We start from the raw sequence: 26,383 nt of genomic DNA on the forward strand, positions 1-26,383 counted from the left end.
GATCGAAGCCTCTCGAACTTTCCAGCCGGGCGAAAGCGCCCGGGACATTGATGCCCGGATAAAGGGCCGGATCGGCGAAAAAATGTCCGACGGCGCGGAAAACACCGCACCGTCGGACTCATATCAGAACACCACCAGGCTGACGGCCCAGGCGATCAGCACCGAGACCGGGCCCATCACCTGACGGCTGATCAGGACGGCGGGAACGCCGATCTCGATGGTTCGGGGCTTGGCTTCGCCAAGCGCCAGACCGACGGGCACGAAATCGCAGCCGACCTGGGTGTTGTAGGCAAACAGCGCAGGCAGCGCCATGGCCGGCGAGATCGTGCCGTTGGCGATCTGCGGACCGATGATGGCCACGCCGATGACCTGTGCGATAACAGCCCCTGGCCCGAGTATGGGAGACAGGAACGGCAGGCCGCAAATTGCCGAGATGATCAGCAGGCCGACGATGTTGTTGGCCAGCGGGCCCATCGGCTGGGCCAGTATGTCGCCGATGCCGGTGTAGAGGATCAGGCCGATCAGCATCGTCACGAACGCCATGAACGGCAGGACGTTGCGGACGACCTGATCGATGGTGCGGCGGCCGGCATTGAAGAAGATGCCGACGACCCGGCCCATGACGCGGCCGACGCTGGCGATCATGTTGACGAGACCGTTGTCGCTCCCCGACGCTTCAGCAGCACGGGCGGAAGCCGCAGCCGACGCGCTTGCTGCGGTTGCCGCGGCGGTGGTTGCCGAAGCGGATGCCGCACCCGCCGTCGTTGCCGGCTCGGAACCGTCCGCGAGTACGATGTCGCTTTCCTTCACGCCCGAGACATAGATGTCTTCGGTGATGAACTGGGCGAGCGGACCTGCCTGGCCGACCGGCGTCAGGTTGACGGTCGGGATGCGCTTGCGCGGATAGACGCCGCAACGGGCCGTACCGCCGCAATCGACGACCACCACAGCCATTTCGCCTTCGACCGGCGGGGCTTTGAAACCGTCGACGGCTTCCGCGCCGGTCAGTTCCGCAATGCGCCGGGCCACCGGATGGATGCCGCCGCCGGTGACCGAAACCACCTTGTTGCGCTGCATCGTCGGTTCGACCACCAACGGGCCGCCCCAGCCGCTCTTGCCGCGCGTAATCTTGACTGCCTTATAGGTTTTTACCATTTCGCCCTCCCGCCCTTAAAGCTCGATGCCCTGGCGGCGTGCCATGAAGGCCGTGATGCGTTCGGTGAGCATGCCCTTGAGCAGGATCACGACGAGACCGACGATGGCGTACCAGATGGCGACCTGAATGTGGTAGCCGGTGGGAACCGCGCCCTTGCGCTCCAGTTCGAGCAACGCAACCAGAATGCCTCCCCAGACGAAATATTCGCCGGGATTGACGTGCGGGAACAGGCCGAGCGGCGGATGCACATAAGACACTGCCGCATCGTAGAAGGCGGGCTTGTGCTTCTCTTCGAGGAAAGAACCGAAGGTGTAGCACATCGGGTTCGTCAGGAAGAAAACGGAGATGACCGGCAGGACCGTATAGCGGGTCAGCGCGATGCGGCCCGCGCCGCGGGCAAGGCCATGCACCCGCTCTTCGCCGACCAGTTCGGTAAGCGCATAGAAGGCGGTCATCAGCACGACGAGCGTGGGGATGATGCCCGTGACGAAGCCGGCGAAAACCTCGCCGCCCTTCTGGAAGATGCCGATGAAGTATTTGCCGGCGCTGGTCAGCCAGCCCAGCTGCTCTTCCTGCTGCAGCGTATCGAGCCGCTGCTTGAACTGGTCGACGGTAAGGTCGCCGCTCGCCTGGGCAAGCACGACCATGTCATGGGCAGCGCCCTTGACGGCGAGCTTGCCGTGAATGGCAGCATCCGTGGCCATGGAACCCGCGACATGCAGGTTCTGTACGGCCATGTCGGCATGCTGCGCCAACATAGATAGGACTGACATTTCTCCTCCTTTGAATCCTCACGCCGGCGGCTCCCCCGAACGGCGTCCCTACTCACCCACAGTCTTGAGGCCCGATAGACCAGGTCCCTTAGGCTCCAGCCGCGAACGGTCGATCTGTTCGACCGCCCTCTCCACGGCTTTCGTCACACCGGCTTCCCCCTCTCCCAGCACTGCGGGATTGGACCGGAGCTGATCGAGGGTCATCCCCTCGAATTGTTCATGACGGCTGAACTTGGCGAAGACCGAGCGACCGGTCATCGTCAAAAGCCGCTGCACCGAAAGGTCGGGCGCCACCACGATCAACGCGATGGTTCCCTTGCCGAACCGGCCGCGGCTGTTGCCGGCGCCGACATAGCCGTCCTTGTACTTGTTGGTGATGCCCTTGAAGACGTCGGTGTAGTGGCGCATCTGCAACCAGACGCCCAGCGACTGGAGCGCCCAAACAGCGCCCAGAGCCAGCAACCCCCATTGCCAGATCGCCATCAGCTACGTCCTCCCGAAGCCTCCCAGGAACAGCATCCTACAACACCATTCGATTGCCAATCAAAGAACATTTGTCTTTCCTAATGTCAATATGTATAACTCGTGGCGTTCCGGCAGGACATGCCAATCCGAAGCATCGGTTGGATTTTAGCGCATCGGTGCTATCCTCCGGAAGGAAGGAGCACGCCGAAGATGGACCTGATTTTCAAAAAAGAGCTGGCCCTCGTGCCGGATCTCGGCCACCGGCTCCGGCAGTTGCGCTGGTTCCGCACCACGTTCCGCAACAGCGCCCGCTCCGTCACCCAGCATTACGGTCTGCGATTCGCCATCGACGAGAAGAAGCTGACGCGCATCTTTCTCGATTGGGTGGAGATCGTGAACGCCCAGAAGGCTTATGCACAGCTCGATCGCGCCGATTTCATCGTCTTTTCGGCGGGCCTGGCCCTCAAGGAGTTGATCCGGCAGGCGCCGGTCAGCCTCGCCGCCGACAGCCCCGTCAAGCCGGAGGTGGAACTGCCCGAGCCGGTGCGCTTCTGGCCGGAGGGGTTTGTCTACACCAACTACTGCGTCTGCGCGATCGCCGCCGTCTTCGAGCAGGAGTTCGGCGAAACGCCCGAACTCGATGCCTGCGCCGACGATCTCAGGACGTGGTGGTCCTATCGCGAAAACACCTCTGAAGTGCCGAGCTATGCCGTCGCCTATCTCGACCGCTTCCTCGGCGCCGAGCCGAACTGGCTCGCTCCCGACCTTCCCGCCGAACGCGCCGCCATGCAGCGCGCGCTGGTCGCGGCGGGTCAGACACGGACCATCGCGCCGCGCTGACCCTTATCGCAAATCAGCCCCTTGATCTCTCCCGATCGACGCCATATGGCGGCACTGCCCTTGACCCAGGAGATGGACTTGGCGAACGACCGGCTTGTGATTTTCGACTGCGACGGGGTGCTGGTGGACAGCGAACCGCTCGCCGCCATCGCCTATGAGCGTGCCTATGCCCGCAACGGCCTGACCATCAAGCCCGAGGTCGTCGCCCATGGCGTCGGCATGAAACAGGCCGACATCATCGTCAAAATTCACGAACTCACCGGCCAATTGCTGCCCGATACGGCAGCGGGCGACATCTGGCTGGAAACCAAGGACCTGTTCACCGAACAGCTCAAGCCGACGCCGGGCCTGCCGGAATTTCTCGCAGCCCTCAAGACGGCGCGCTGCGTGGCCTCCTCCTCGTCGGTCGAGCGCATCATTCACAGCCTCGCCGTCACCGGCCTGGCGCGATATTTCGGCGATGCGATCTTCAGCTCTTCGATGGTCGCGCGCGGCAAGCCCGCACCCGACATCTTCCTCCATGCCGCCCGGCAGATGGGTGCGGAGCCCTCGCACTGCGTGGTGATCGAGGATTCCCGCTACGGCGTCCAGGGTGCCGTCGCCGCCGGCATGACGGCCATCGGCTACACCGGCGGCGGGCATACATTTGCTGCCCACCGCGCCGAGCTCGAAGCGGCCGGCGCCAATGTCGTCTGCCGAAGCTGGGACGAGATCGAAGCCGTACTGCGAGAGCGCGGCTTTATCTGAACCGACGCTGTCGCGCCGATCAGGCCCGCGCCATCTCCAGCAGAATCCTCAGCACCGCTTCGCGCTGCTCAAGCTGCGGCATGTGGCCGGTGGCGGCAAACACATGCAACGCGATCTCGCCGGGCAGGCCGAACGCCTGGCTGGACGGAATGATCCGGTCGCCCGCGCCGAACATCACACGCACCGGAATGCGCAGGCCTGCGAGCTGCTTGCGGATGTCGAAGGTCTGGGTGCCGTCGGCGAAGAACCGATCCGCAATCGCAGCCTGCACGCCACGGAGCTCGCTGTCGGCTGATTGCGCCAGTGTGGCGTTGACGAAAGGTTTTGACAGCAGTTGCTCATCAGCGACCAGCAGCTTCAGCCACGGCACGAGGCTCGCCTCGCTTCTGGCACGGACGAAGCCGTCGAGGAAAGCGCCGTTGATCTCCGGCCCGAGGCCCGCCGGCGCAATCAGCGCGAGCGCCCGAACGTCGGCTATGCCGCGCGAGGCCACCGCCGCTGCGACGGCACCGCCGAAGGAATGCCCGACCAAAAGCAGCGGACCGACATCGAGCGCTGCAAGCGTTGCCTCGACCTGGGCGGCGATAGCATCCAGATCGGCGGGTACCGTACGGCCCGAGCCGCCATGGCCCGGAAGGTCGAGCGCGAGCACCGGCGCGTCGACCGGACCAGCCTGCAGCAGCGGTCGCCAGCTGTTGAGGTCGGCGCCGAAGCCATGCAGCAGCACAATCGGCCGTCCCGAACCCTGGCGCAGCCAGGCATGGTTGAGGACGGCGCCATCTGTCGGCAGCGCCTGGGAGGATGCGCTTGGCTGGCCGTTGGGTCGACGCGGCGCATCCGGCGCTTTGGCCTCCGTCCGCCCGGCCGGCGCTGAGATGATGGCCTCGACGTCGCTGCGTGTCACCCTGCCCTTGGGGCCGGACCCGGCAATGGCATCGAGCGACAAGCCGGCCTCGGCGGCAAGGCGGCGAGCCAGCGGCGTCGCGCGCGCGCCTTCTCCCTTGGCGGCTGTCGCCGCGGGTTGAGCCTGCACCATGGGCTCGGCCTGAACCGGCTTGGTGTCCTCGCGCTTCGGTTCTTCGGTCGCAGGAGCCGCCACGGCAGCGACCGGTCTGTCCTGCGCCTCGCCTTCGGCATAGATCCAGGCAACGGGCTCGCCGACCGGAATGTCGATGCCTTCCTTGCCGGTAACGTCCCGCAAAATTCCGCTCGCCGGTGCGTCGATTTCCATTGCCGCCTTGTCGGTCTCGATCTCGAACAGCACGTCGCCCTTCTTGACCGGAGCGCCTTCCTCGACATACCAGCGCGAAATCTTGCCGGTCGCCATGTCCATGTCGACCTTGGGGAGAATGACTTCCGTCGGCATCGCTAGCGCCTCCCTGAAACGAGATCGCGCGCGGCCTTGAGGATGTCCGGAACCTGCGGCACGGTGGCCTTTTCCAGCTCGGGATTGTAGGGGATCGGCGTCTCCGCCCCACCCAGACGCACGATGGGCGCATCGAGGAAATCGAACGCGTCGCTTTCGGCGATGGCGGCGCTGACCTCCGCGCCCACGCCCAGCGTCTTCACGCCCTCATAGACGCAAAGCAGCCGCGAGGTCTTCTTGACGCTGTCGATGACGGTCTGCGTGTCCATCGGGCGGATGGTGCGCAGGTCGACGACCTCGACATCGATGCCTTCGGCTTCCAGCGTCTTGGCCGCTTCCAGCGCCTTGTGCACCATGATCGAGGTGGCGACGATGGTCAGGTCGCGACCCTCTCGACGTATCTCGGCCTTGCCGATGGGCACGGTGTAGTAGCCTTCGGGAACCGGCCCCTTCATCTTGTAGAGCAGCTTGTGCTCGAAGATCATCACCGGATCGGGGTCGGCGACAGCCGCCAGAAGCATGCCCTTGGCGTCATGCGGCGTGGCCGGCTGGATCACCTTGAGCCCCGGCACGTGGCCAAGCCAGGCTTCCAGGCTCTGGCTGTGCTGGGCCGCGGCCCCCGTGCCGGAACCGGCGGGAAAGCGCATGACGACCGGCACAGACACCGCGCCGCCGAGCATGTAGCGCATCTTGGCGGCCTGGTTGACGATCTGCTCCATGGCAAGCGTCGCGAAATCGGAGAACTGGAACTCGAAGATCGGGCGCAGCCCTGTGACGGCCGCGCCCACGGCGACGCCCGCGCCGCCAAGCTCGGAAATCGGCGTGTCTATGACACGGTCCGCGCCGAAGCGTTCGACCAGATCGCCCGTCACCTGGAAGGCGCCGCCATAGACGCCGATATCCTCACCCATCAAGAAGACGCGCTCGTCCTGCTCCATGGCAATCGCCATGGCTTCCTGGATCGCCTGGGCGTAGCTCAGTTCCCGCACTGGCTGATCCATTACAGGGACTCCGTATAGACGTAGCGCTCGAGATTGGCGATTTCCGGCGAAGGGCTTGCCTTGGCGAATTCGATGGCGTCGGCGATTTCCTGACGCACCGCCTCGCGGATACCCTCGATGCCGGCCTGGTCGATGACGCCGAATTCCTGCAGCTGGGTTTCGTAAAGCGTGATCGGATCGCGGTTTGTCATCCAATCCTCGATCTCTTCCTTGGTGCGATAGCGGTTGCGGTCGCTCTTGGAATGGCCGCGGTGGCGATAGGTCTTGGATTCGATCAGCGTCGGCCCTTCGCCTGCACGCGCGCGCTTCACCGCCTCATGCGAGGCTTCCGCCACCTCCGACAGATTGTTGCCGTCGACAATCACGCCCGGCATCGCATAAGCCGCAGCACGGTCGGCGATGTTGGCGACAGCCGTGGAGCGCGCCGTCGAGGTCGACATGCCGTAGCCGTTGTTTTCGCAGACGAAGATCACCGGCAGTTTCCAGATCGAGGCCATGTTCAGCGCCTCGTGGAAAGCGCCCTCATTGTTGGCGCCGTCGCCGAAGAAAGAGACCACGACGCGCTCGGATTTGGTCCGCTTGGCGGTAAGGGCTGCGCCCACCGCAATCGGCAGGCCGCCGCCGACGATGCCGTTGGCGCCGAGATTGCCTGTCGTCACGTCTGCGATGTGCATCGAGCCGCCGCGTCCACGGCAATAGCCCGTGGTCTTGCCGAAGAACTCGGCGAACATCTTCGCCACTTCCGCGCCCTTGGCGATGCAGTGGCCATGGCCGCGATGGGTCGAGGTGATCTGGTCGTCCAGTGTCAGCGGCATGCAGATGCCCATGGCGCTCGCCTCCTGGCCGATGGACAGGTGCATCGTGCCGTGGATCAGGCCGCGCGTGTAGGAATCCTCAGCACCTTCCTCGAAACGCCGGATCAGGTACATCTTGTGCAGCGCCTGCTTGAGCTGCTCCGGGCTGTATTCGCGGTAGATGAAGGGCAGATTTGCGCCCGTCGCCTTGCCGGCTGTCGCTTGCGCCATGATCAAGCCCCTGCCCCGTAGACGATCTTGTCCTGCCTGGCCCTGAGTTCGGCGATCTTGGAGCCGGGGGCGACGGCTGAATTGGCGTAGGTGAGCAGCTCGCCTTTCCTGATCGGCGCGGTCACCGTGCCGCCCTGCAAGAGCCCGCACGGAATGGCCTTGGCGGCGCGCGCTTCCGGCACCGTCATGATCCAGGCGCGGTAGCAATACTCCCCGATCGCATCCAGCGTCTCGCCCGGCTGCATGTCCTTCTTGGCCACCGCGCAGACCTCCGCCACCGGCGTCGCCAAAGGCACCATGTCCGCCTTGCCGTAGAGAACCACCCGCGCGCAGGTCAGCGGCACTTCCAGCGAGGTCAGATGATAGGGCCGGTGGAAGGTGAAATACGGGCCGTGGCCCATCTTCAGATCCTCCATCCGCTCCGAAATCCGCGGATGCGACATATCGGCGATGACGAACACGCCGGGCGCCACACCCTTGCCGATGGAATAGTCGACCACGCCGACCTTCGACAGCACGCCGCCATCCTTCTCAGGCACCAGCGTCTTGTTGAGTTCGCCCAGCGTCGCCGCCGGACCGTGCATGCCGGGCTTGTCGGGCACCAGGCCGGTGGCATTCGCAATCGCCGCCATCTCGACCATCGTCTTGGAGCCGTCGACGAACTCCACCAGCATCCGCACATTCATGTTGCGGCGCTTGGCTTCCTCGGCATAGTCGTGCGGCACCGCATCGATGTTGAGCGGGTTGTTCTTGCCCTTGCCCGCCGCCACGATGGTGTGGCCCATCGCCGAGACGAACTCGATCAGCTCCATGCAGGACGACGGCTCGTCGCCCGCGCCCAGCGAATAGGTCACCCCAAGACGGTCGGCCTCGTGCTTGAGATAGGCGCCGATGGTGACATCGGCCTCGACATTCATCATCACCAGATGCTTGCCGTGCTCCATCGCGCGCAGGCCGATCTCGGCCCCCACGGCCGGAACGCCGGTGGCGTCGATCACCACGTCGATCAGCCCGCTTTCCAGCACCAGGGACGCATCGCTGGTCACCGCAACCTTGCCCGCCTCGATCGCCTCGTTCAGCGCCGAACCGGTGGTCACCTCGCGCGAATGGCCCTCTTCCTGATAGGCGATGCTGACCGCCTTGCCGGCATTGGGCAGGTTCAGCTCCGAAATCGCACCGATCTCGATGCCGGGCATATGCGCCACCCGAGCCACGATGTCGGTGCCCATCTCGCCCGCGCCGATCAGGCCGATCCGGATCGGCTTGCCCGTCTTGCCACGCTCAATCAAATCCCGCGCCAGTCCAACCGGTGCTACATTGATAGCCATAGGCAATTCCTCCCAGAGCGAGCTTGTGCGTGCTTTTAGGCCTCAAGTCGTATTGAACATATGTATTTCTGTCAATACGAATGTCCATATTTTGGATCTGAGATCAGCCGGCTAAACGGACGCGGCTGTGGGTATGGGCTCCCGATTGTGCGCTCTGTCGCGCGGCGGGCACGTATGTTTGCTTGGTCGCAAGCCGCCGTTCCAGGGAAAGATTTTCGGGTTCGACGAGTGGCCGCAGCACCCTGCCCGCCAAAAGCCACGATCTGGCTGTTTGCATGCGCGGATGATCGATTCGACCGCTCCCCTTTCCCGGCACGGCTCTTCCCGCCTTCGTTTCAGATCCGCCAGCCTGGCCCTGGCGGCCAGTTTATGCGCAGCCCTTCTGTCGGCCTGCCAGACCGGCGGCAGGATCGAAGGCGGCGCCGTGGTCTCCGCGCAGGGCCAAAGCTACCTCAACGACATCCGCACCGGGCAAGGCATGTCCGCGATGACGCCCGACGCCAAGTTGGGCCAGGCTGCTTTGCAGCAGGCCGGCTACATGGCCGGAAGCGGCAAGATGGTCCACACCACCGGGCGGGGCAAGGATTTCGCCACGCGCATCAAAGACAACGGCATTGAAGGTGCCGCCTCTGAAAACATCGCACAGGGCCGTATGGACATGGCCAAGCTGTTCCAGATGTGGCGGGATTCCCCGGCCCACCGCCGCAACATGCTGGACGAGCGTTTCAACCGCTTCGGCCTGGCTTATGTGACCCGCGGCGGCGAGCGCTACTGGGCGCTCGTCATGGGGCGGTAGGGGGTACCGAGGGCTATTAGGGATTGGCGGGCGCCGTAGAGAACGAGCCGACGGATTACATCAACCCGGTCCTCAATCCATATGCGCGGCCGGTGCGGCGCCGGCCATGGCGGCCTTGGGTTTGCGCAGCAGCAAGGCGAGCGGGATGGCGCAGAGCGTGACGATCATCATCAGCTTGAAGTCGTCGACGTAGGAGATCATCAGCGACTGGATGGTGACCAGATTGTCCATCTGCTGCAATGCCGACGGATCGCCGGCCACCGCCTGCGGCGAGATCGCCACGAGATTGGGATTGAATGGCGAGATCGCCGTGCTCAGCTCGGCATGGTTGATTTGCGTGTTGCGGGTCAACAAGAGCGTTACGATCGAGATGCCGATGGACGAGCCGATATTGCGCACCAGGCTGAACAGGCTCGCCGCATCCGTCCGGTGGCGCGGGTGCAAAGTGGCGAAGGCGACCGTCGACAGCGGCACGAAGACCAGCCCCAGCCCAAGACCCTGGATGACGCCGCTGACGATGATCAGATAGTCGTCCATCTGCGGCGTGAAGCCGGTCATCATGTAAAGCGACACAGCTGTCAGCGACAGGCCGGCGACGACGAGATAGCGCGAATCGACCATGCGCACCAACCGGCCAACCATGATCATCGACACCATCGTGCCGACGCCGCGCGGCGCCATGACCAGGCCCGTCGTCGTCGTGGGATAGCCGAAGATGCGCGACAGCATCGGCGGCAGCAACGCAAGGCTCGCCAGAAGGATGATGCCGATAATGAAGATGAACACCAGCCCGGTCACGAAATTGCGGTCGAGGAAGATTTCGGGATCGAGGAACGGGGTCTTCGCCGATGCCATATGCACCGCGAAAATCCAGAAGCCGCTGATGGCGATAGCCATTTCGATCCAGATTTCGGGCGACGAGAACCAGTCGACCTCGCCGCCGCGATCAAGCATGAGCTGGAGCGCGCCGACGCCGAGCGACAGCATGGCGAAGCCGAAGAAGTCGAAGCCGCGCAGGCGCTTGACCACCGTGGGCAGATAGGCTGCGCAGCCCATGAAGGCTACAATGCCGACGGGCAGATTGATGAAGAACACCCAGCGCCAGTCGAAGCTTTCGGTCAGCCAGCCGCCCAGCGTCGGCCCGATGATCGGTCCGACCATGATGCCGGCGCCCCACATCGCCATGGCCGAGCCGTGGCGTTCCTTGGGGTTGATGTCGAGCAGGAAGGTCTGCGACAGCGGCACGATCGAGGCGCCGAAGATGCCTTGAAGGATGCGGAACGCCACCATCGACTCCAGGCTCCAGGCGATGCCGCAGAGCATGGAGGAAACGGTGAAGCCGACGACGGAGGTGAGGAACAGCTCCTTGCGGCCGAAGCGGTCGGACAGCCAGCCGGTGACCGGCGTCATGATCGCGGCGGCCACGATGTAGGACGTCAGCACCCAGTTGATCGTATCCTGGGAAGCGCCGAGATCGCCCACCATCGACGGCAGCGCGACATTGGCAATGGTGGTGTCGAGCACCTGCATGATCGTGGCCAGCATCACCGATACGGTGATCAGGCCGCGATGCGGCACCTCGACGAAACCCGTCGATGCTTGCGACTGGCTCATGACATCACGACTTTCTGCCGTTTACTGCCCGGCGTAGGCTTTCCCGAACAGGCTTGCGAAGCCGCGCGAAGCACCCGTGTCGACGGAGACGTCGGCGCTCATGCCGGTGCGCAGCGCCACATCGGCGCCCTCCGTGTCGATCTTGACCCGCACCGGGATGCGCTGGGTCACCTTGACCCAGTTGCCGGTGGCGTTCTGGGCGGGAAGCAGTGAGAACTCTGCGCCCGTACCCGCACCAATGGCCTGGACCGTGCCTTTGAAGGTGCGGTCGGGATAGGTGTCGAGCACGACGTCAACCTCCTGGCCCGGCTTGATGTGGGTCAGCTGCGTTTCCTTGAAATTGGCATCCACCCAGGTGTCGCCGGTTTCCACCAGGCTGAAAAGCGCCGTGCCGGCGGTGACGAACTGGCCGACCTTGACCGACGAAGCCTGGTACACCACGCCGTCGCCGGGCGCCCGCACCGTGGTCTGCGACAGCGTGTACGCCGCCTTGTCGCGGGCGGCGAGTGCTGCCAGCACGGCGGGATGCTGGTCGGTCACGATATCGGGATCGCCGCCAAGGCCGGCACGCGCGCTGGCGATGCCCTGGATGGCCGACAGGTGCTCGTCCTGGGCGCGCTGCAGGTCGCGACGCGCTTCGTCCAGCGACGACTTGGCGCTGATGCCCTTGCTGGCAAGATCCTCGCTGCGGTCGAACTGCGACTTGAGATAGTCCACCTCGCCCGCCGCGACGCGTTCCTGCGCCATAGCCTGGCTGTAGGCCGCACGAAGCTGCTCGACCTGAAGGCGCGCCTGGGCAAGCGCTGCGTCCGCCTGGGCAAGCGCGATGCGATAGGGCTCGGGATCGATCTCGAACAGTTCGTCGCCGGCCTTGACCTGCGCGTTGTCCGTTATGCCGATCTTGACGATGCGGCCCGCCGCCTCCGACGCGATATTGACGCGCGCCTGGCGCAGATTGGCGTTTTCGGTTTCCTGGTAACGCCCGCCGGTGATCCAGACATAGCTGCCTCCGGCGATAAAGGCCAAGGGCAATGCCGCCATCAGCAGGAAACGGCCGCGACCGCGCTTCTTCACTGGCTTTTCGGTCGGGGCAGGAGCAGCGGTCGGCTGCGGATCCCCGGTAATTTTCTCTGCGTTTTCATCGATCTTAGCAACCGCGTTCATGCTGGCGTGCCTTCCTTAAGCTGTGCCTCGCCGAGAGACGCACCGTCCGTCTCGGAGAGATTTGCAATGATCGTTTCAAGCCCGTGCACAAAGGCGTGGCGCTGGTCCAAGGACAGCCCCGTCAGCGCTTCGTCGAAAATCTGGTGGGCCATGCCCTTGACCTCGGTGAACACGCCACGGCTGCGAGCGGTCGGGAACACCATGCGCACGCGTCGATCGTTGTCGTCGGCGCGACGCTCGACCCAGCCGGCTTCCGCCATCCGGTCGACCAGGCGCGAGACACTGATCGGCTCGATCTCGAGCAGTTCGGCAAGGCGCGCCTGGGCAATGCCCGGCTCCTTGACGACACGCACCATTAGTCGCCACTGCGCCGAGGAAAGGCCGTATTGCGCCGCGTTCGCATCGAAGCGCTTGCGCAGCAGCCTTTGGGCGTCATGCAGCAGAAAACCGATTTTCTCGATGGGTTCCGTATTCATGAGCGTCATATATTGTGAGCATGCTCATGAAACAAGCCGTCATTTTTGCATAGCAGCATCGCCGCCAGCGAATAGCTGACGGCGACCAAAAATCAGGAGACGGGATTCGGGAATTACGCCTGGACGACGACGACCTGAGCGCCGACCTCGGCGCGGGCATAGAGGTCGATGACGTCATGGTTGAGCATGCGCACGCAGCCGCTCGACATGGCATGCCCGATCGACTTGGGCTGGTTGGTGCCGTGGATGCGGAACATGGTGTCGTTGCCGCCGCGATAGAGATAAAGCGCGCGTGCGCCGAGCGGATTGTTGAGGCCTCCCGCCATGCCGCCGGCAAAGCGCTTGTTGCGGGGATCGCGGCGAATCATGTTGCCGGTCGGCGTCCAGCTCGGCCATTCCGCCTTGCGGCCCACCTTGGCGCTGCCGCTGAGCGCGAGCCCCGCCTTGCCGACGCCGATGCCGTAGCGCATCGCCTCCCCGCCCTCCATCACATAGTAAAGACGCCGCTCCGGCGTGTTGACCACGATGGTGCCGGGAGCATGCGGCCCGGAATACGCGACCTTCTGGCGGCGAAGCTCCGGCGCGATCTGGTCGAGAGGCATCGCCGGCAGCGGATATTTGTCGTCGGGCACCGGGCCATAGGCCAGCACGGCCGGATTTTGAAATGTCCTGGTGGCGCAACCGGCCAGAAACAACGGCATGCCGATCAGCAAACCCCGCCGCGACAACGTCATGCGAATCCCCCGTCAAATTCATCGAACCTGACGTTGGTTAATGCGGTTATGGTTAATGAACGGCTAACACGCCGCCAATCCAGCGCGCCCCCGCGCCTTCCCTGCTTCCTCCGTCCGGCTCACTCCGGGGCGTGGCAGACGGCCTCGACGTTGAACCCGTCGGGGTCAATGACGAAGGCGCCATAGTAGTTCGGATGGTAGTGCGGCCTGAGGCCCGGCGCGCCATTGTCCTGTCCGCCATGCGCCATCGCAGCGGCATAAAACGCGTCGACCGCCGCGCGGCTTTCGGCGGCGAAGGCGATGTGGATGCCCGTTCCCGTCACGGCGCTGCGCTCACCCGGGCGGCGATCGTTGGACAGCCAGAAGAACGGCTTGCCTTTGCCATAGCCGATACCGTGATAGCCGCCGCTTTCTTCCGGGGTCACTTCCATGATTCCGGCCAAGCCCAGCGGTTCGAGCGCCGCATCGTAAAACCGACGCGATAGCTCGAAATCAGTGGCGGTGATTCCCATATGGTCGATCATGGACCGTCCTTCCTCTTCGCCAAACCCAACGTGGTCCCTGCGGCATATCTTGCCCGACCGGAGGGCGGATTGCGCTGGATCAACCATTTTGGACGCTTTCGGCGATTCCGGCCAGCCGTTCGAATACGACTGGCTCATCCTGAAAAGCAGCTGATGAGGCGACTGTTTTGCTTGACTTGTCCGATGGCGTGGACTATCTCAGCGACGCGTTAGCACTCCCCCACGGAGAGTGCTAACAGCAGTCCGGTAAGCCGGATACAGAACGTTTCTTACCAGTTCACCGAGGAAATTCACATGGCTAACTCGAACTTCCGCCCGCTTCATGACCGCGTGGTCGTCAAGCGGCTCGAATCCGAAGAGAAGACCAAGGGCGGCATCATCATCCCCGACACCGCCAAGGAGAAGCCGCAGGAAGGCGAAATCGTCGCCGTTGGCTCCGGCGCGCGCGACGAAGCTGGCAAGCTGGTCCCGCTGGACGTCAAGGCTGGCGACAAGGTTCTGTTCGGCAAGTGGTCCGGTACGGAAGTCAAGCTCAATGGCGAAGACCTTCTGATCATGAAGGAATCCGACATCATGGGCATCATCGGCTGATCCAGCCGGTTTTCCGCACCATCAACGAAATTTCGGGCCTTTGAAATACAGGGTTCAACAAGGAGCTAAAAATGGCTGCTAAAGACGTAAAATTCTCCCGCGACGCTCGTGAGCGCATGCTCAACGGCATCAACATCCTCGCCGACGCCGTGAAGGTCACGCTCGGTCCCAAGGGCCGCAACGTCGTCATCGACAAGTCGTTCGGCGCACCGCGCATCACCAAGGACGGCGTCACCGTCGCCAAGGAAATCGAGCTTTCCGACAAGTTCGAGAACATGGGCGCACAGATGATCCGCGAAGTCGCGTCGAAGACGAACGACATCGCTGGTGACGGCACCACCACCGCTACCGTTCTGGCACAGGCTATCGTTCAGGAAGGCCACAAGGCCGTTGCCGCTGGCATGAACCCGATGGACCTGAAGCGCGGCATCGACCTGGCCGTTGCCGAAGTCGTCGCCGACCTCGTCAAGAAGGCCAAGAAGATCCAGACCTCGGAAGAAGTCGCCCAGGTCGGCACCATCTCGGCAAATGGCGAGAAGGAAATCGGCTCGATGATCGCGGAAGCGATGCAGAAGGTCGGCAACGAGGGTGTCATCACCGTCGAGGAAGCCAAGACTGCCGAGACCGAACTCGAAGTCGTCGAAGGCATGCAGTTCGACCGCGGCTACCTCAGCCCCTACTTCGTCACTAACCCCGACAAGATGGTTGCTGACCTCGAAGACGCCTACATCCTTCTCCACGAGAAGAAGCTGTCGAACCTCCAGGCCATGCTGCCGGTTCTCGAAGCCGTCGTGCAGACCTCCAAGCCGCTCCTCATCATCTCGGAAGACGTCGAAGGCGAGGCTCTGGCCACGCTCGTCGTCAACAAGCTGCGCGGTGGCCTGAAGATCGCCGCCGTCAAGGCTCCGGGCTTCGGCGACCGCCGCAAGGCCATGCTGGAAGACATCGCCATCCTCACGGGCGGCCAGGTGATTTCCGAAGACCTCGGCATCAAGCTCGAGAACGTTGGCCTCGACATGCTCGGCCGCGCCAAGAAGGTGTCGATCTCCAAGGAGAACACCACCATCGTCGACGGCGCCGGTCGTAAGGAAGAGATCCAGGGCCGCGTTGCCCAGATCAAGCAGCAGATCGAAGAGACCACCTCGGACTACGACAAGGAAAAGCTGCAGGAGCGTCTCGCCAAGCTGGCAGGCGGCGTTGCGGTCATCCGCGTCGGCGGTGCGACGGAAGTGGAAGTCAAGGAGCGCAAGGACCGCGTCGACGACGCGCTGAACGCTACCCGCGCTGCGGTTGAAGAAGGCATCGTCCCCGGCGGCGGCACCGCGCTTCTGCGCTCGTCGGCTGGCATCACGGTCAAGGGCGAAAACGCCGACCAGGACGCAGGCATCAACATCGTTCGCCGCGCTCTGCAGGCTCCGGCCCGCCAGATCGCCACGAACGCTGGCGCCGAAGCTTCGATCGTCGCAGGCAAGATCCTCGAGAACTCGTCGGCAACCTTCGGCTACAACGCTCAGACCGGCGAGTACGGCGATCTGATCACGCTCGGCATCGTCGACCCGGTCAAGGTCGTGCGCACCGCTCTGCAGGACGCAGCTTCGGTTGCCGGTCTCCTGGTCACCACCGAGGCCATGATCGCCGAGTCCCCGAAGAAGGAAAGCGGCGGCATGCCTGGCGGTATGCCCGGCGGCGGCATGGGCGGCATGGGTGGCATGGACTTCTAAGTCCAGCCTCTCCAAGGCTTTACGGAAAGGGCGGCTCGCAAGAGCCGCCCTTTTTGTTTGGTACAGAATATGGTCACGGCGACGGGCGAATGGCCGGAAACTCGCCGCCATTTGCTGCGAGCACGATCTCCGTCAGATGCTTCCGCATCAGTTCGACCGCTGCAACTCCGATTGCAGCGCCCCACTCCGCTTCGAGCTCCGCATATATACATTCGACCGCAGCCAGCAGTTCCCAGCCGCGCGGCGCAAGCTCGACGATCTTCACCCTCGCATCTTCCGGATCGACCGACCGGCGCACATAGCCTGCGGCGTCCATCGGATCGAGAATCTTCGACGCCGCTTGTTTGGTGACACCAAGCAGCGACGCCAGCTCGACCGAGGTGGTTGACCGGTCCCGCGTCGCCAGCAGCACGAAGCCATATGCCGGCCGAACGTCATGCCATCCTTCTTCGCGCAGCCGCTGATGCATGCCGTCGATCAATAGACGGTAAGACATCAAAAGGAGCCTGGCCAGCGGAACCGGCTTCCCGCGTTCGCTCATTCCGCCCATGGCGGGGTAAAGGCCTTATCGCCGACCCGCGCCTGGCCGCCAACCGGAAAGCAGCACATCAGCCGCAACATGTCATCGCCCTCATTGGTGAGTTCGAACTCGGTGTCCGACGGCACGACGATTGCGTCGCCCTTCGCGGCAATGCCCGCTTTGCCGCCGATTCGGACCGATGCCTTGCCGTCCAGGACGACGAATACCTCCTCGCGCGACAGCGAATGCGGCGTTGCCGGCGTGCCTGGCTCGATCTCGACCTGCCAGATGGCGGTTTCGTTGCTTCCCCGGCTCGGTGTTGCCAGGGAAGTGAACCGAGCTCCTCCGAGTATGTGCGTTGGACTGGGTGGGGACTTGATGATGGACATGAGGCTTTTCCTTTTCGTCAACAAGGTTGACCATTTATAGCCTGCTTTGCCATTCCGTCAACTAGGTTGACCAGCTTGCATGGAATCTCTTGATCGGGACTTCGGAATTGGAGCGCGGCAAAAAAATGCCAACGGTCTGGAACCAATCTCTTGCACGCGCATTGTTATGATGTCTGAGGCAGTTGAATAGACAGCCAAAGGACAAAAAGACGCCTCCCGCGTTCCAACGATGCGAGAGGCGTTTTTGTTTGTCCAACTCAGTCGTTGGTGAGTTGCACGTCCGGACGCGGAGCGCCTTTAGGCCAGACGCCGGACACGACCTCTTGGATGATCTTGCTCGTCTCGACTGTTTTCCGGCCGGCTTCGACCAGTTCGTCGATCTGCTCAACAGGCAGAGCGAGCCGCGTCGGGACATTGTTCAGCTTCGCTTCCAGTGCGGGGTCGAGATCGTTGAAGGCAAGGCGCTCGACCACCATGTGCACGTCGCGGCAGTCCCAGCCCGCTGTCGTGCCGCGAATTTTGCGGACTGTGGCCAGCGGCAGGCCGCAACGGTACTGGACGAGCTTCCCCGACCATTCCTGCACGGCGAAGTTCAGCGCATCGAGTTCGTCGCGGACCGAGGATGCCATGCCGGTTTCGACCACCGCCCCCATCAGCGGCATCATGCCCGGCCCGTGCATGGTCGACCCCCACTTCGCGGTCTGGCCCCTGCCCGCGTCGGCGACGATCAGCACGAAATTGCGCAGCCTGACGGCCTCTTCCGCCGAAAGCGGACCGTGCGGCGTGCTCGATGCTGCGCGCTCCAGCACGAAGCCGGTGATGCCGAGATTGTCGGTCAAGCCGCCATCCATCAGCCTGATATAATTCAGATTGTCCTTGTTCTGGTAGGAATCGAGCGCCTGGGCATAGGCCTGGAGGCGCAGCGAGACGTTGTCGCGCCTGAGCGCCGTCTTCAGCCATGCCGGCTGCTGGTAGCCGCATTGCGGATTCTTGGCCGTGATGATGACCGGCGTGAACACCACGGGCACGGCCGCGGAAGCTGCAACCGCGTCCGACAGTTTCAGCGCGTTCAGGTCGCTGCACAGTGCGGCGAAGGTATCGTAGGTGAACAGGAACGGCGTGCGGTTGTAGATGTCGGAGGCGCTGAGCCAGACGATCGGCGCATTGGCCCAGCGGAAGCTGCTGAAGGTGGCGCCGTTGAACAGGTTCTCGTCGAGCCAGCGTGCGAAGGTGTCGAGGTCGTTGACGCCGCCATTCCAGGCGCGCGACAGGTTCGCGGGCGAAATGCTGGTCCGCATGCTGGATTCGGCATTCTGGCGCAGGAAACGCTGATCGAAATCGCGGTAATCGTCCCGGCCCCGATAGCCGAAATAGGCAGCGGTTATGGCGCCGCCCGACACGCCCGAAATCATGCGGATGTCGTCGACCAAGGTGCGGCGAGATGGCTTCTCATCGACGACAATGTCATCCAGGGCGCGCAATACGCCATAGGAAAAGGCCGAGGCCCGCATGCCGCCGCCGGAAAAGGCAAGGCCGATAACGGTCGAGCCGTCATCGCCGGAATCGGGAATGAAATCGGGTGAAGGCGGTTGAGGCAGATGCGTCTGAGTGTTGATCGGGCCGACATCCATCGCCACGCAACCCGTCAGAAGCATCGCGCTGCCGATCACGGCACCGCGCAACCCCTTCATCATCCCGCGCATGCTTCGCCCCCAGCGTCCCGTCCGCCATAATAGAGGCAGCAAATATCGCCCGCAAGTTAAGGAACCCACTGCACCAGCGTCCGTTGTTTGCGAGCAACAGAGGAGATTTGCGATGGTGAACAAGGATCAGGTCAAAGGCGCCGCCAAACAGGCAACCGGCGCGGTCAAGGAAGCGGCCGGCAAAGCCACCGGCAGCAAGAAAACCGAAGCAAAGGGCGCAGCCGAAAAGACTTCCGGCAAAGTCCAGAAGACCGTTGGCGATGCCAAGGAAAAGGTCAAGAAAGCTCTTTAACATTCAAGTCTCCCGAAAAGAGGCGGGCGCGCAGTCGCCTGCCTCCTTCTTTTGCAGGGGTCCGAAGGGTGATTTGAGGGGTTCCAAACGTGCCGGAGGCACCCTCCGAATTGCCTTTTGAGGGGGTCGAAAACGGCTCTTTTCGCCTCTTCACACCTTTGAACCGATTAGGTCGGCAACCGTCTCGATTCTCCGCTTGAAGCCCTCAAGGCAACGCGATAAGCCGTTGCGCGAAAAGAGTTTTCCGGAGAGACGCCGTGACCGCCAAGACCACCAGAACCGAGACCGACACCTTCGGCCCCATCGAGGTCGAAAACGACCGTTACTGGGGCGCACAGGCGCAGCGTTCGCTCGGAAACTTCAAGATCGGCTGGGAAAAGCAGCCTTTGCCGGTGGTCCGCGCGCTCGGCATAGTCAAGAAAGCGGCGGCTATCACCAATCGCGACCTCGGTCGTCTCGATGCCAAGCTGGCCGACGCCATCATCCAGGCCGCGCAGGAAGTCATCGAGGGCAAGCTCGACGCGCATTTCCCGCTCGCGGTCTGGCAGACAGGCTCGGGCACGCAGTCCAACATGAACGCCAACGAGGTGATTTCCAACCGCGCCATCGAGATGCTGGGCGGCGAGATGGGTTCGAAGAAGCCGGTTCACCCCAACGACCACGTCAATATGAGCCAGTCGTCCAACGATACCTATCCGACGGCGATGCATGTCGCCTGCGCGGAGGAAATCGTCCATCGCCTGCTGCCGGCGCTGCAGAAGCTGCGCAACGCGCTCAACGACAAGGCGCAGGAGTTCGCCCCGATCGTCAAGATCGGCCGCACCCACACCCAGGACGCCACCCCGCTGACGCTGGGTCAGGAGTTTTCCGGCTACACCCAGCAGGTCGAGAACGGCATCAAGCGGATCGAGCAGACCTTGCCGGCGCTGATGGAACTGGCCCAGGGCGGCACGGCGGTCGGCACAGGCCTGAATGCGCCTATCGGGTTCGCCGAGAAGGTGGCGGAAAACATCGCCGCGATCACGCAGCTGCCGTTCACCACAGCCCCGAACAAGTTCGAAGCGCTGGCAGCGCATGACGCGATGGTGTTCAGCCATGGCGCGATCAACACCGTCGCAGGCTCGCTGTTCAAGATCGCCAACGACATCCGCCTGCTCGGCTCCGGCCCGCGTTCGGGCCTGGGCGAGTTATCCCTACCCGAGAACGAGCCCGGTTCTTCGATTATGCCGGGCAAGGTCAACCCGACCCAATGCGAAGCGCTGACGCAGGTCTGCGTGCAGATTTTCGGCAACAACGCGGCGCTGACCTTCGCGGGCAGCCAGGGCCATTTCGAGCTCAATGTCTACAATCCCGTGATGGCCTACAACTTCCTGCAGTCGGTACGGCTCATGGCCGACGCAGCCGTGTCCTTCACCGACAATTGCGTCGTCGGTATCAAGGCGCGCAAGGACAACATCAAGGCAGCGCTCGAACGCTCGCTGATGCTGGTGACCGCGCTTGCCCCGACCATCGGCTACGACAATGCAGCCAAGATCGCCAAAACCGCTCATAAGAACGGCACGACGCTGCGTGAGGAAGCCGTCGGCGGCGGATATGTGTCCGACGAGGATTTCGACCGCATCGTCCGCCCGGAAGAAATGATCCATCCCGGCTGATGCTCAAATTGTGAACGCTGCGTCGTAAATTATGCATCTTTGGTGAACGGCGGAGATCGGCTAGAAGAGCACATCGAATAGTGCTCTCTGGAGATCTCCGTCATGTCCCTTTCCACCACATCGTCTTCCGGTACGACCGGCGTCAGCGCTCCTCTCGCGCTTATCGGCCGCCTGCTTCTGTCTTCGCTCTTCATTCTCGCCGGCTTTGGCAAGCTCACTGCCATCGGCGCCACCGCGGGATGGTTCGGCTCGCTCGGCCTGCCAGTGCCCACCGTGACGACCGTGGTCGTCGGCCTTGTCGAACTGCTCGGCGGCCTCGCCATCCTGGTCGGCTTCCAGACCCGCATCGCAGCCTTGGTGCTGGCCGTGTTCACCGTGGCAGCCACGCTTGTGGCGCATACCGATTTCGCCGACGGCATGCAGATGCTGCTGTTCCAGAAAAACATCTCGATCACCGGCGGCCTGCTTCTGGTCGCAGCACTCGGTGCGGGCGGCTTGTCGGTCGACGGACGTCGCAAATAATCAAGCCGACTACTGCCTATACATCTTCTTTGAGCTGGTTTTGTTCAGTTCCTTGAAGGATGTAGAAGCTGATCGGTATCGTGAAAAAGCCGCCTGCAGGACACTGCCGGCGGCTTTTTGCGTCATAATCTTTCACAGTATTCGTTCTCACACTGGTTTCACCGGACAACAACGTCCTCCAAAAATCAACTGCCACACATTTTGTTCTTTATATGTTCTAATTTTCATGGCATTCTACAACTGTGAACTGCTGGATTTTACCGACCGATGATAGACGTCAGAACAGATTTTCGCTTGCTGCATGAAGAGCCGGGAGCGTTCATCATCCCCAATCCCTGGGATATTGGAACAGCGCGAATACTCGCCACCTTGGGTTTCAAAGCACTGGCGACGACAAGTGCCGGCATGGCTTTTTCCTACGGGGTAGCCGAGGGGCAAACGTCTCGCGAAGTCGTCTTGAACCACTGCGGCACGCTTGTGTCCGCTACTTCTCTTCCAGTCTCCGCCGATCTGGAAAAAGGGTTTGGGGATAGTCCCGAAAGCGCTGGAGAAACCGTCGTTGCCGCCGCGGATATCGGTCTCGCCGGCTGTTCTCTTGAAGATCATACCGGCGATCCCAGCAATCCAATTTACGATTTTTCTCTTGCCGTCGAACGGATTCAGGCTGCGTGCGAAGCAAAAACGGCTCTGGCGCATGATTTCGTCTTCACCGCGCGCTGTGAGAACTTCATGTGGGGGAAAGCCGATCTGGACGACACGATAAGGCGGCTGCAGGCATTCGAAGCCGCCGGCGCTGATGTGCTCTATGCACCGGGCCTGAAGGATTTGGATACGATTCGCACCGTCTGCCAGGCCGTCTCCAAGCCGGTGAACGTCGTGATGGGTTTACCCGGCACAACCTTCAGTTTCGATGAGCTGGCGTCTGCCGGTGTCAAAAGGATCAGTGTCGGCTCGGCACTGGCGCGTCTCGCTTATGGCGCCTTCGTGACCGCTGCGCGAGAGATGGCAACAGGCGGCACGTTTCGGTTCGCGGAGCGGGCCATGAGTTTTGCGGAACTGGAGAGCTTTTTCACGGGCACTGCAAAGCCATAAGCGGGGCGCTCGAAACTGTCGATACGCCACGCCAAGCCGAACTGTTTGCGAACCGGTCTTTCCTACTTCGCCGAGCTGCTGGGGCCGCCATCCACGGCAAGCACGAGTTTCTTGCCTGTGAGCTTCCCAAGCTGCGCCAGGCGACCGGCAGGGCGTTCGCCATAGAGCGCGGCGAGATCAGCGGGCAGGACGAGCGCCAGGGCGCCATTGGGACGCTTTTCCCAGCGCAGCCTCGGCATGACGCCCGGCATCGAGGCCGTCAGCAGATAGACGACGCGCATCATGGCGCCGAGCACTCTGGCACGCTCGGTATAACGCGGCGGCGCAAGCGCCTTGATCTCGGCGGCGATGTTCTCGTCCGTTATCCCTTCGTGGCGATAGAGATTGGCCAGCGCGATGAAAGCCCGGCCCGGATGGTCGACGCCGATGAACGAGGCATGTGCAATGATGTTGAGCGACTGCTTCCCGCGATAATCGGGATGCGCGCGCCAACCGATATCGGCAAGAAGACAAGCGGCATGCCGGCAGCGGGCTTCCTCCTCCGTCTCGTCGATACCAAAAACAGCGAAGCTTTTGGCGGTCCATTCGGCCAGCTCGTGCGAATGCCCCACAGACCGCGCGCGCAGCAGCGCCAGTTCCTCGGAGGCTGCGATCAGCGGATCCTGCTTTTGCTGCTCCGGCGACAGGAGCGAGTAGAGAAAGCCCTCGCGAACACCCAGTGCGGACACAACAATGCGCGACGGCTTCATCGTCGCAATGATCTTTTGCAGCACGACTGCACCGTAAGGCAGCAGCGCACGCCGGTTCTTGGAGACGTGCTCGATGCCCTTGATCTTTTCGATATCGCCGCGCGCCACCTGCCGCAAGAACGCTTCGGAGTCGGCGATGCCGAGTTCGTAGTGGTGCATGACCTCGAGCGGATAGTTGGTCATGCTCATATGCAGCCGAGCGAGGTTTCGCCAGGTGCCACCCACGGCATAGAAGGTCCTGCCCTGTCCGCCGGCGAGGAGCTTTGCCTTCGCCAGTTCGGTCTCGGCGATACGGGCCGATTGCACGGTGGAATTCTTGGAAGCGTCCTGCAGCCTCAGGCCGCCCAAGGGCAATGTGATGCCGTCGCCAATGGTCGTGCCCTTTATGTCGACGAGTTCCAAGCTGCCGCCGCCCAGATCGCCGGCGATGCCGTCGGCGGGATGGAAGCCTGAAATGATGCCCATCGCCGAGTAATAGGCTTCCTCGCGGCCGGTCAGCACGCGAATCTTCGTCCCGAGCACCTCTTCGGCTCGGCGAATGAAGTCGGGGCCGTTGACCGCCTCGCGTGCGGCGGCCGTGGCAAGTACGTGCATTTCGCTCGCTCCCGCCTGTTCCGAGAGCGCGCGGAAACGGCGAAACTCCTCCATCGACCGGGTGACGGCCTCCGGGTCCAGCTTGCCCGTCGAAACAATGCCACGGCCAAGTCCCGCAAGCATCTTCTCGTTGAAGATGAGCGTAGGCGAGCGGGCAAGGCCTTCGAACACTACAAGACGGATCGAGTTCGACCCGATATCGACGATGGACAGTGGCCGGCGATCCTTGAGCCGGCCCTGCGAAAATTGCGCCATTAACTGCTTGCCAATTCAGACTTTTTGCGCCGCTTGAACTGCGCGATGCGCTTCGGTGCATGGGATTTCAACGCATCACCCCGTCCCGATAGACTCGGATTGGTCATGAAATATTCCTGAGCGTTGAACGGCTCTTCGCCCTCATCCAGCGTTATCCGCCGCGAGGTACCGTCTGCCAATACTTCGAAACTCTGCTGGTTGTCCATGATGTTTCCCAGCATGATCTGTCCCAGCACCTGTTCATGCACAGTCGGATTGGTGATTGGGAACATACATTCGACGCGGCGGTCGAGATTGCGCGGCATCAGGTCGGCCGAGGACAGATAGACGATCGCCTCGTCGGACGGCAGACCATGGCCGTTGCCGAAACAATAGATGCGGCTGTGTTCCAGGAAGCGACCGACGATCGACTTCACGCGGATGTTCTCGGACAGGCCGGGCACCTGCGGACGCAGGCAGCAGATGCCGCGCACCACGAGATCGACCTCGACCCCAGCCCGGCTCGCATCGTAGAGCGCGTCGATGATGGCTGGATCGACCAACGAGTTCATCTTCATCCAGATGCGCGCCGGGCGGCCGGCCCCGGCATGCTTGATCTCGTCCTCGATATGGCCGAGCAACCGGCTGCGCAGCGTATAGGGCGACAGCGCCACGGACATCTTCTCAGCCGGCTCGGCATAGCCGGTGATGAAATTGAAGATCTGGGCGACGTCGATGGCGATTTTCGGATCCGTCGTGAAGAAGGACAGATCGGTGTAGATGCGGGCGGTGATCGGGTGATAATTGCCGGTGCCGAGATGGACATAATTGCGCAGCTTGCCATCTTCGCGGCGCACCACCAGCGACATCTTGGCGTGGGTCTTCAGCTCGAGAAAGCCGAAGACGACCTGAACGCCGGCGCGCTCCAGATCGCGCGCCCAGCGGATGTTGGCCTCTTCGTCGAAGCGTGCCTTGAGTTCGACCAATGCGGTGACGGACTTGCCGGCTTCGGCGGCATCGGCGAGCGCCCGCACGATGGGGCTGTCGGCCGATGTGCGATACAGGGTCTGCTTGATCGCTACCACTTCCGGATCGGCGGTCGCCTGACGCAGGAACTGCACCACGACGTCGAACGATTCATAGGGATGGTGGACGATGATGTCCTTTTCGCGAATCGCCGCGAAGCAATCGCCGCGATGCTCGCGGATACGCTCGGGGAAGCGCGGGTTATAGGGTGTGAACTTCAGGTCGTCGCGCGGAACCGAGACGATCTCGGAAAACTGGTTGAGGGCAAGCGGGCCTGTCAGGATGCTGATGCGGTTGCCCGTGACGCCGAGTTCGCCAGAGACGAAATCGCGGAGTTCTTCCGGCATGCTACCGTCGAATTCGATGCGGATCACCTGGCCGCGCCGGCGCCGCTTCAGCGCCGTTTCGAACAGTTGGACGAGATCCTCGGATTCTTCCTCGACCTCGATATCGCTATCGCGGATGATGCGGAACGTTCCCGAACCCTTGACCTCATAGCCCGGAAAAAGCTGCCCGATGAACAGGCTGACCGTTCCCTCGATAGGAATGAAGCGCACCGCGCCCTTGCGATCCGGCAAGCGAATGAAGCGCTTCAACGCCTGCGGAATGCGCAGCAGCGCCGTCATCTCCTGACCGTTCTTGCGGTGCCGAAGCTGCAGCGCAATGGAAAAACCGAGATTGGGGATAAAGGGGAAGGGATGCGCCGGATCGATGGAGAGCGGCGTGAGCACCGGGAAGACCTGCTCCATGAAATGCTGCTCGAGCCAGACTTTCTCTTCCTTGACGAGCTGGGCGGCCGTTACCGTCTCGATGCCCTGCCCCTTGAGCAGTTGCATCAGGTTGGAAAGGCTGTGCTGCTGATCTTCCTGCAGGCTGCCGACCTCGCGCAGCAGATATTCGAGCTGTTCTTCAGGCGTGCGCCCGTCCGGGCTGCGCACCGTGATGCCTTCGCGGACCTGCCCGGCTAAGCCCGCGACGCGCACCATGAAGAATTCGTCGAGATTGGCCGCCGATATGGAGAGGAAGCGTATCCGCTCCAGCAGCGGATGACGTTCGTTGTGGGATTCTTCCAGGACACGCCGGTTGAATTGCAGCCACGAGAACTCCCGGTTCACGAAGCGGTCGGGATTGCCCCCGACTTCGCCAGTCAGCACCTGCGGCTTCAGGAAATCCGTATGGGCCGGCTTCATCTCATTCATCGCTGCGCTTTTCCCAATCGATATTTTTTACCGGCTTTGCGGTTCAGTCTACCCTCTGACAGGGTTTTGCGACAGTTTCATTTCACC

The 26,383-nt window shown here is 62.6% G+C and carries 26 protein-coding genes; 9 read left to right on the plus strand and 17 right to left on the minus strand.

The window, feature by feature from the left end; genetic code table 11:
• Positions 1–123: 123 nt before the first annotated feature.
• From srlE to ICI42_RS13720, 3 genes are read right to left on the minus strand one after another with little or no spacing between them, the layout of a single operon-like run.
• Entirely contained in the window at positions 124–1,155 is a 1,032-nt protein-coding gene (gene srlE / locus ICI42_RS13710; RefSeq protein ID WP_188165156.1) for a PTS glucitol/sorbitol transporter subunit IIB, read from the minus strand.
• 15 nt (positions 1,156–1,170) lie between these two features.
• Complete coding sequence (gene srlA / locus ICI42_RS13715; RefSeq protein WP_188165157.1) at positions 1,171–1,929, minus strand: PTS glucitol/sorbitol transporter subunit IIC; 759 nt, start codon at positions 1,927–1,929, stop codon at positions 1,171–1,173.
• Positions 1,930–1,977: 48 nt separating this feature from the next.
• A complete protein-coding gene (locus tag ICI42_RS13720; protein ID WP_188165158.1) occupies positions 1,978–2,412 on the minus strand; it encodes a transcriptional regulator GutM in 435 nt (144 codons plus the stop codon).
• Between the two features lie 192 nt (positions 2,413–2,604).
• Here ICI42_RS13720 and ICI42_RS13725 point away from each other — a divergent pair, with 192 nt between their 5' ends.
• Entirely contained in the window at positions 2,605–3,234 is a 630-nt protein-coding gene (locus tag ICI42_RS13725) for a hypothetical protein (protein ID WP_188165159.1), read from the plus strand.
• 78 nt (positions 3,235–3,312) lie between these two features.
• A complete protein-coding gene (locus tag ICI42_RS13730) occupies positions 3,313–3,981 on the plus strand; it encodes an HAD family hydrolase (protein ID WP_188165160.1) in 669 nt (222 codons plus the stop codon).
• Between the two features lie 19 nt (positions 3,982–4,000).
• Here the strand turns inward: ICI42_RS13730 and ICI42_RS13735 are convergent, their stop codons facing one another.
• From ICI42_RS13735 to ICI42_RS13750, 4 genes are read right to left on the minus strand one after another with little or no spacing between them, the layout of a single operon-like run.
• Positions 4,001–5,347 carry an acetoin dehydrogenase dihydrolipoyllysine-residue acetyltransferase subunit gene (locus ICI42_RS13735; protein ID WP_188165161.1) on the minus strand — a complete coding sequence of 449 codons (1,347 nt, stop codon included), beginning with the start codon at positions 5,345–5,347 and terminating at the stop codon, positions 4,001–4,003.
• Positions 5,348–5,349: 2 nt separating this feature from the next.
• Positions 5,350–6,348, minus strand: coding sequence for an alpha-ketoacid dehydrogenase subunit beta (locus ICI42_RS13740; RefSeq protein ID WP_188165162.1), 999 nt, complete (start codon positions 6,346–6,348; stop codon positions 5,350–5,352).
• Positions 6,348–7,373, minus strand: a complete 1,026-nt coding sequence (locus tag ICI42_RS13745) for a thiamine pyrophosphate-dependent dehydrogenase E1 component subunit alpha (RefSeq protein WP_188165163.1) — start codon at positions 7,371–7,373, stop codon at positions 6,348–6,350. Before ICI42_RS13745 ends, ICI42_RS13740 begins: the two co-directional genes overlap by 1 nt.
• A gap of 2 nt (positions 7,374–7,375) precedes the next feature.
• Entirely contained in the window at positions 7,376–8,701 is a 1,326-nt protein-coding gene (locus ICI42_RS13750; RefSeq protein ID WP_188165164.1) for an NAD(P)H-dependent oxidoreductase, read from the minus strand.
• A 283-nt stretch (positions 8,702–8,984) separates the two neighbouring features.
• On the opposite strand from ICI42_RS13750, the gene ICI42_RS13755 reads away from it, so the two are divergent.
• A complete protein-coding gene (locus ICI42_RS13755; protein WP_188165165.1) occupies positions 8,985–9,497 on the plus strand; it encodes a CAP domain-containing protein in 513 nt (170 codons plus the stop codon).
• 72 nt (positions 9,498–9,569) lie between these two features.
• On the opposite strand, the gene ICI42_RS13760 is transcribed toward ICI42_RS13755, so the two are convergent.
• From ICI42_RS13760 to ICI42_RS13780, 5 genes are all read right to left on the minus strand, one after another.
• Positions 9,570–11,111: a DHA2 family efflux MFS transporter permease subunit gene (locus tag ICI42_RS13760; protein WP_188165166.1), complete on the minus strand. Its 1,542-nt coding sequence runs from the start codon at positions 11,109–11,111 to the stop codon at positions 9,570–9,572.
• A gap of 21 nt (positions 11,112–11,132) precedes the next feature.
• Entirely contained in the window at positions 11,133–12,275 is a 1,143-nt protein-coding gene (locus ICI42_RS13765; RefSeq protein ID WP_188165167.1) for an HlyD family secretion protein, read from the minus strand.
• Entirely contained in the window at positions 12,272–12,760 is a 489-nt protein-coding gene (locus tag ICI42_RS13770; RefSeq protein ID WP_407945161.1) for a MarR family winged helix-turn-helix transcriptional regulator, read from the minus strand. Before ICI42_RS13770 ends, ICI42_RS13765 begins: the two co-directional genes overlap by 4 nt.
• 104 nt (positions 12,761–12,864) lie before the next feature.
• Positions 12,865–13,485: a L,D-transpeptidase gene (locus ICI42_RS13775; RefSeq protein ID WP_188165168.1), complete on the minus strand. Its 621-nt coding sequence runs from the start codon at positions 13,483–13,485 to the stop codon at positions 12,865–12,867.
• A 119-nt stretch (positions 13,486–13,604) separates the two neighbouring features.
• On the minus strand, positions 13,605–14,009 hold the full coding sequence (locus ICI42_RS13780; RefSeq protein WP_188165169.1) for a VOC family protein: 405 nt from the start codon (positions 14,007–14,009) through the stop codon (positions 13,605–13,607).
• 294 nt (positions 14,010–14,303) lie between these two features.
• Between ICI42_RS13780 and groES the strand changes: the two genes are divergently transcribed.
• Together groES and groL are read left to right on the plus strand one after the other, a co-directional pair.
• Positions 14,304–14,600: a co-chaperone GroES gene (gene groES, locus ICI42_RS13785; RefSeq protein WP_188165170.1), complete on the plus strand. Its 297-nt coding sequence runs from the start codon at positions 14,304–14,306 to the stop codon at positions 14,598–14,600.
• Positions 14,601–14,671: 71 nt separating this feature from the next.
• Positions 14,672–16,321 (plus strand): chaperonin GroEL, encoded by a 1,650-nt coding sequence (gene groL / locus ICI42_RS13790; protein WP_188165171.1) that lies wholly within the window; start codon positions 14,672–14,674, stop codon positions 16,319–16,321.
• A gap of 73 nt (positions 16,322–16,394) precedes the next feature.
• On the opposite strand, the gene ICI42_RS13795 is transcribed toward groL, so the two are convergent.
• The 3 genes from ICI42_RS13795 to ICI42_RS13805 all read right to left on the minus strand — a co-directional run bounded on the left by ICI42_RS13795 (position 16,395) and on the right by ICI42_RS13805 (position 18,933).
• Positions 16,395–16,817: a MarR family winged helix-turn-helix transcriptional regulator gene (locus ICI42_RS13795; RefSeq protein WP_188165172.1), complete on the minus strand. Its 423-nt coding sequence runs from the start codon at positions 16,815–16,817 to the stop codon at positions 16,395–16,397.
• Positions 16,818–16,858: 41 nt separating this feature from the next.
• A complete protein-coding gene (locus ICI42_RS13800) occupies positions 16,859–17,230 on the minus strand; it encodes a cupin domain-containing protein (RefSeq protein WP_188165173.1) in 372 nt (123 codons plus the stop codon).
• 257 nt (positions 17,231–17,487) lie between these two features.
• A complete protein-coding gene (locus ICI42_RS13805; protein ID WP_230980358.1) occupies positions 17,488–18,933 on the minus strand; it encodes a patatin-like phospholipase family protein in 1,446 nt (481 codons plus the stop codon).
• Positions 18,934–19,045: 112 nt separating this feature from the next.
• Between ICI42_RS13805 and ICI42_RS13810 the strand changes: the two genes are divergently transcribed.
• The 4 genes from ICI42_RS13810 (at position 19,046) to ICI42_RS13825 (ending at position 22,494) form a co-directional block, all read left to right on the plus strand.
• Positions 19,046–19,225 (plus strand): CsbD family protein, encoded by a 180-nt coding sequence (locus tag ICI42_RS13810; RefSeq protein WP_188165174.1) that lies wholly within the window; start codon positions 19,046–19,048, stop codon positions 19,223–19,225.
• Between the two features lie 257 nt (positions 19,226–19,482).
• On the plus strand, positions 19,483–20,880 hold the full coding sequence (fumC, locus tag ICI42_RS13815; protein WP_188165175.1) for a class II fumarate hydratase: 1,398 nt from the start codon (positions 19,483–19,485) through the stop codon (positions 20,878–20,880).
• Between the two features lie 102 nt (positions 20,881–20,982).
• The gene (locus ICI42_RS13820; RefSeq protein WP_188165176.1) at positions 20,983–21,402 is read left to right on the plus strand and encodes a DoxX family protein; all 420 of its coding nucleotides are present in this window, start codon (positions 20,983–20,985) and stop codon (positions 21,400–21,402) included.
• 267 nt (positions 21,403–21,669) lie between these two features.
• The gene (locus ICI42_RS13825) at positions 21,670–22,494 is read left to right on the plus strand and encodes an isocitrate lyase/PEP mutase family protein (protein ID WP_188165177.1); all 825 of its coding nucleotides are present in this window, start codon (positions 21,670–21,672) and stop codon (positions 22,492–22,494) included.
• Positions 22,495–22,556: 62 nt separating this feature from the next.
• On the opposite strand, the gene ppx is transcribed toward ICI42_RS13825, so the two are convergent.
• On the minus strand, positions 22,557–24,092 hold the full coding sequence (ppx, locus tag ICI42_RS13830; protein ID WP_188165178.1) for an exopolyphosphatase: 1,536 nt from the start codon (positions 24,090–24,092) through the stop codon (positions 22,557–22,559).
• Complete coding sequence (locus tag ICI42_RS13835) at positions 24,092–26,296, minus strand: RNA degradosome polyphosphate kinase (protein WP_188165179.1); 2,205 nt, start codon at positions 26,294–26,296, stop codon at positions 24,092–24,094. The genes ppx and ICI42_RS13835 overlap by 1 nt, the downstream gene beginning before the upstream one ends.
• Positions 26,297–26,383: the final 87 nt, after the last annotated feature.

It is taken from the genome of Oryzicola mucosus, from assembly GCF_014534685.1.
GTDB lineage: Bacteria > Pseudomonadota > Alphaproteobacteria > Rhizobiales > Rhizobiaceae > Oryzicola > Oryzicola mucosus.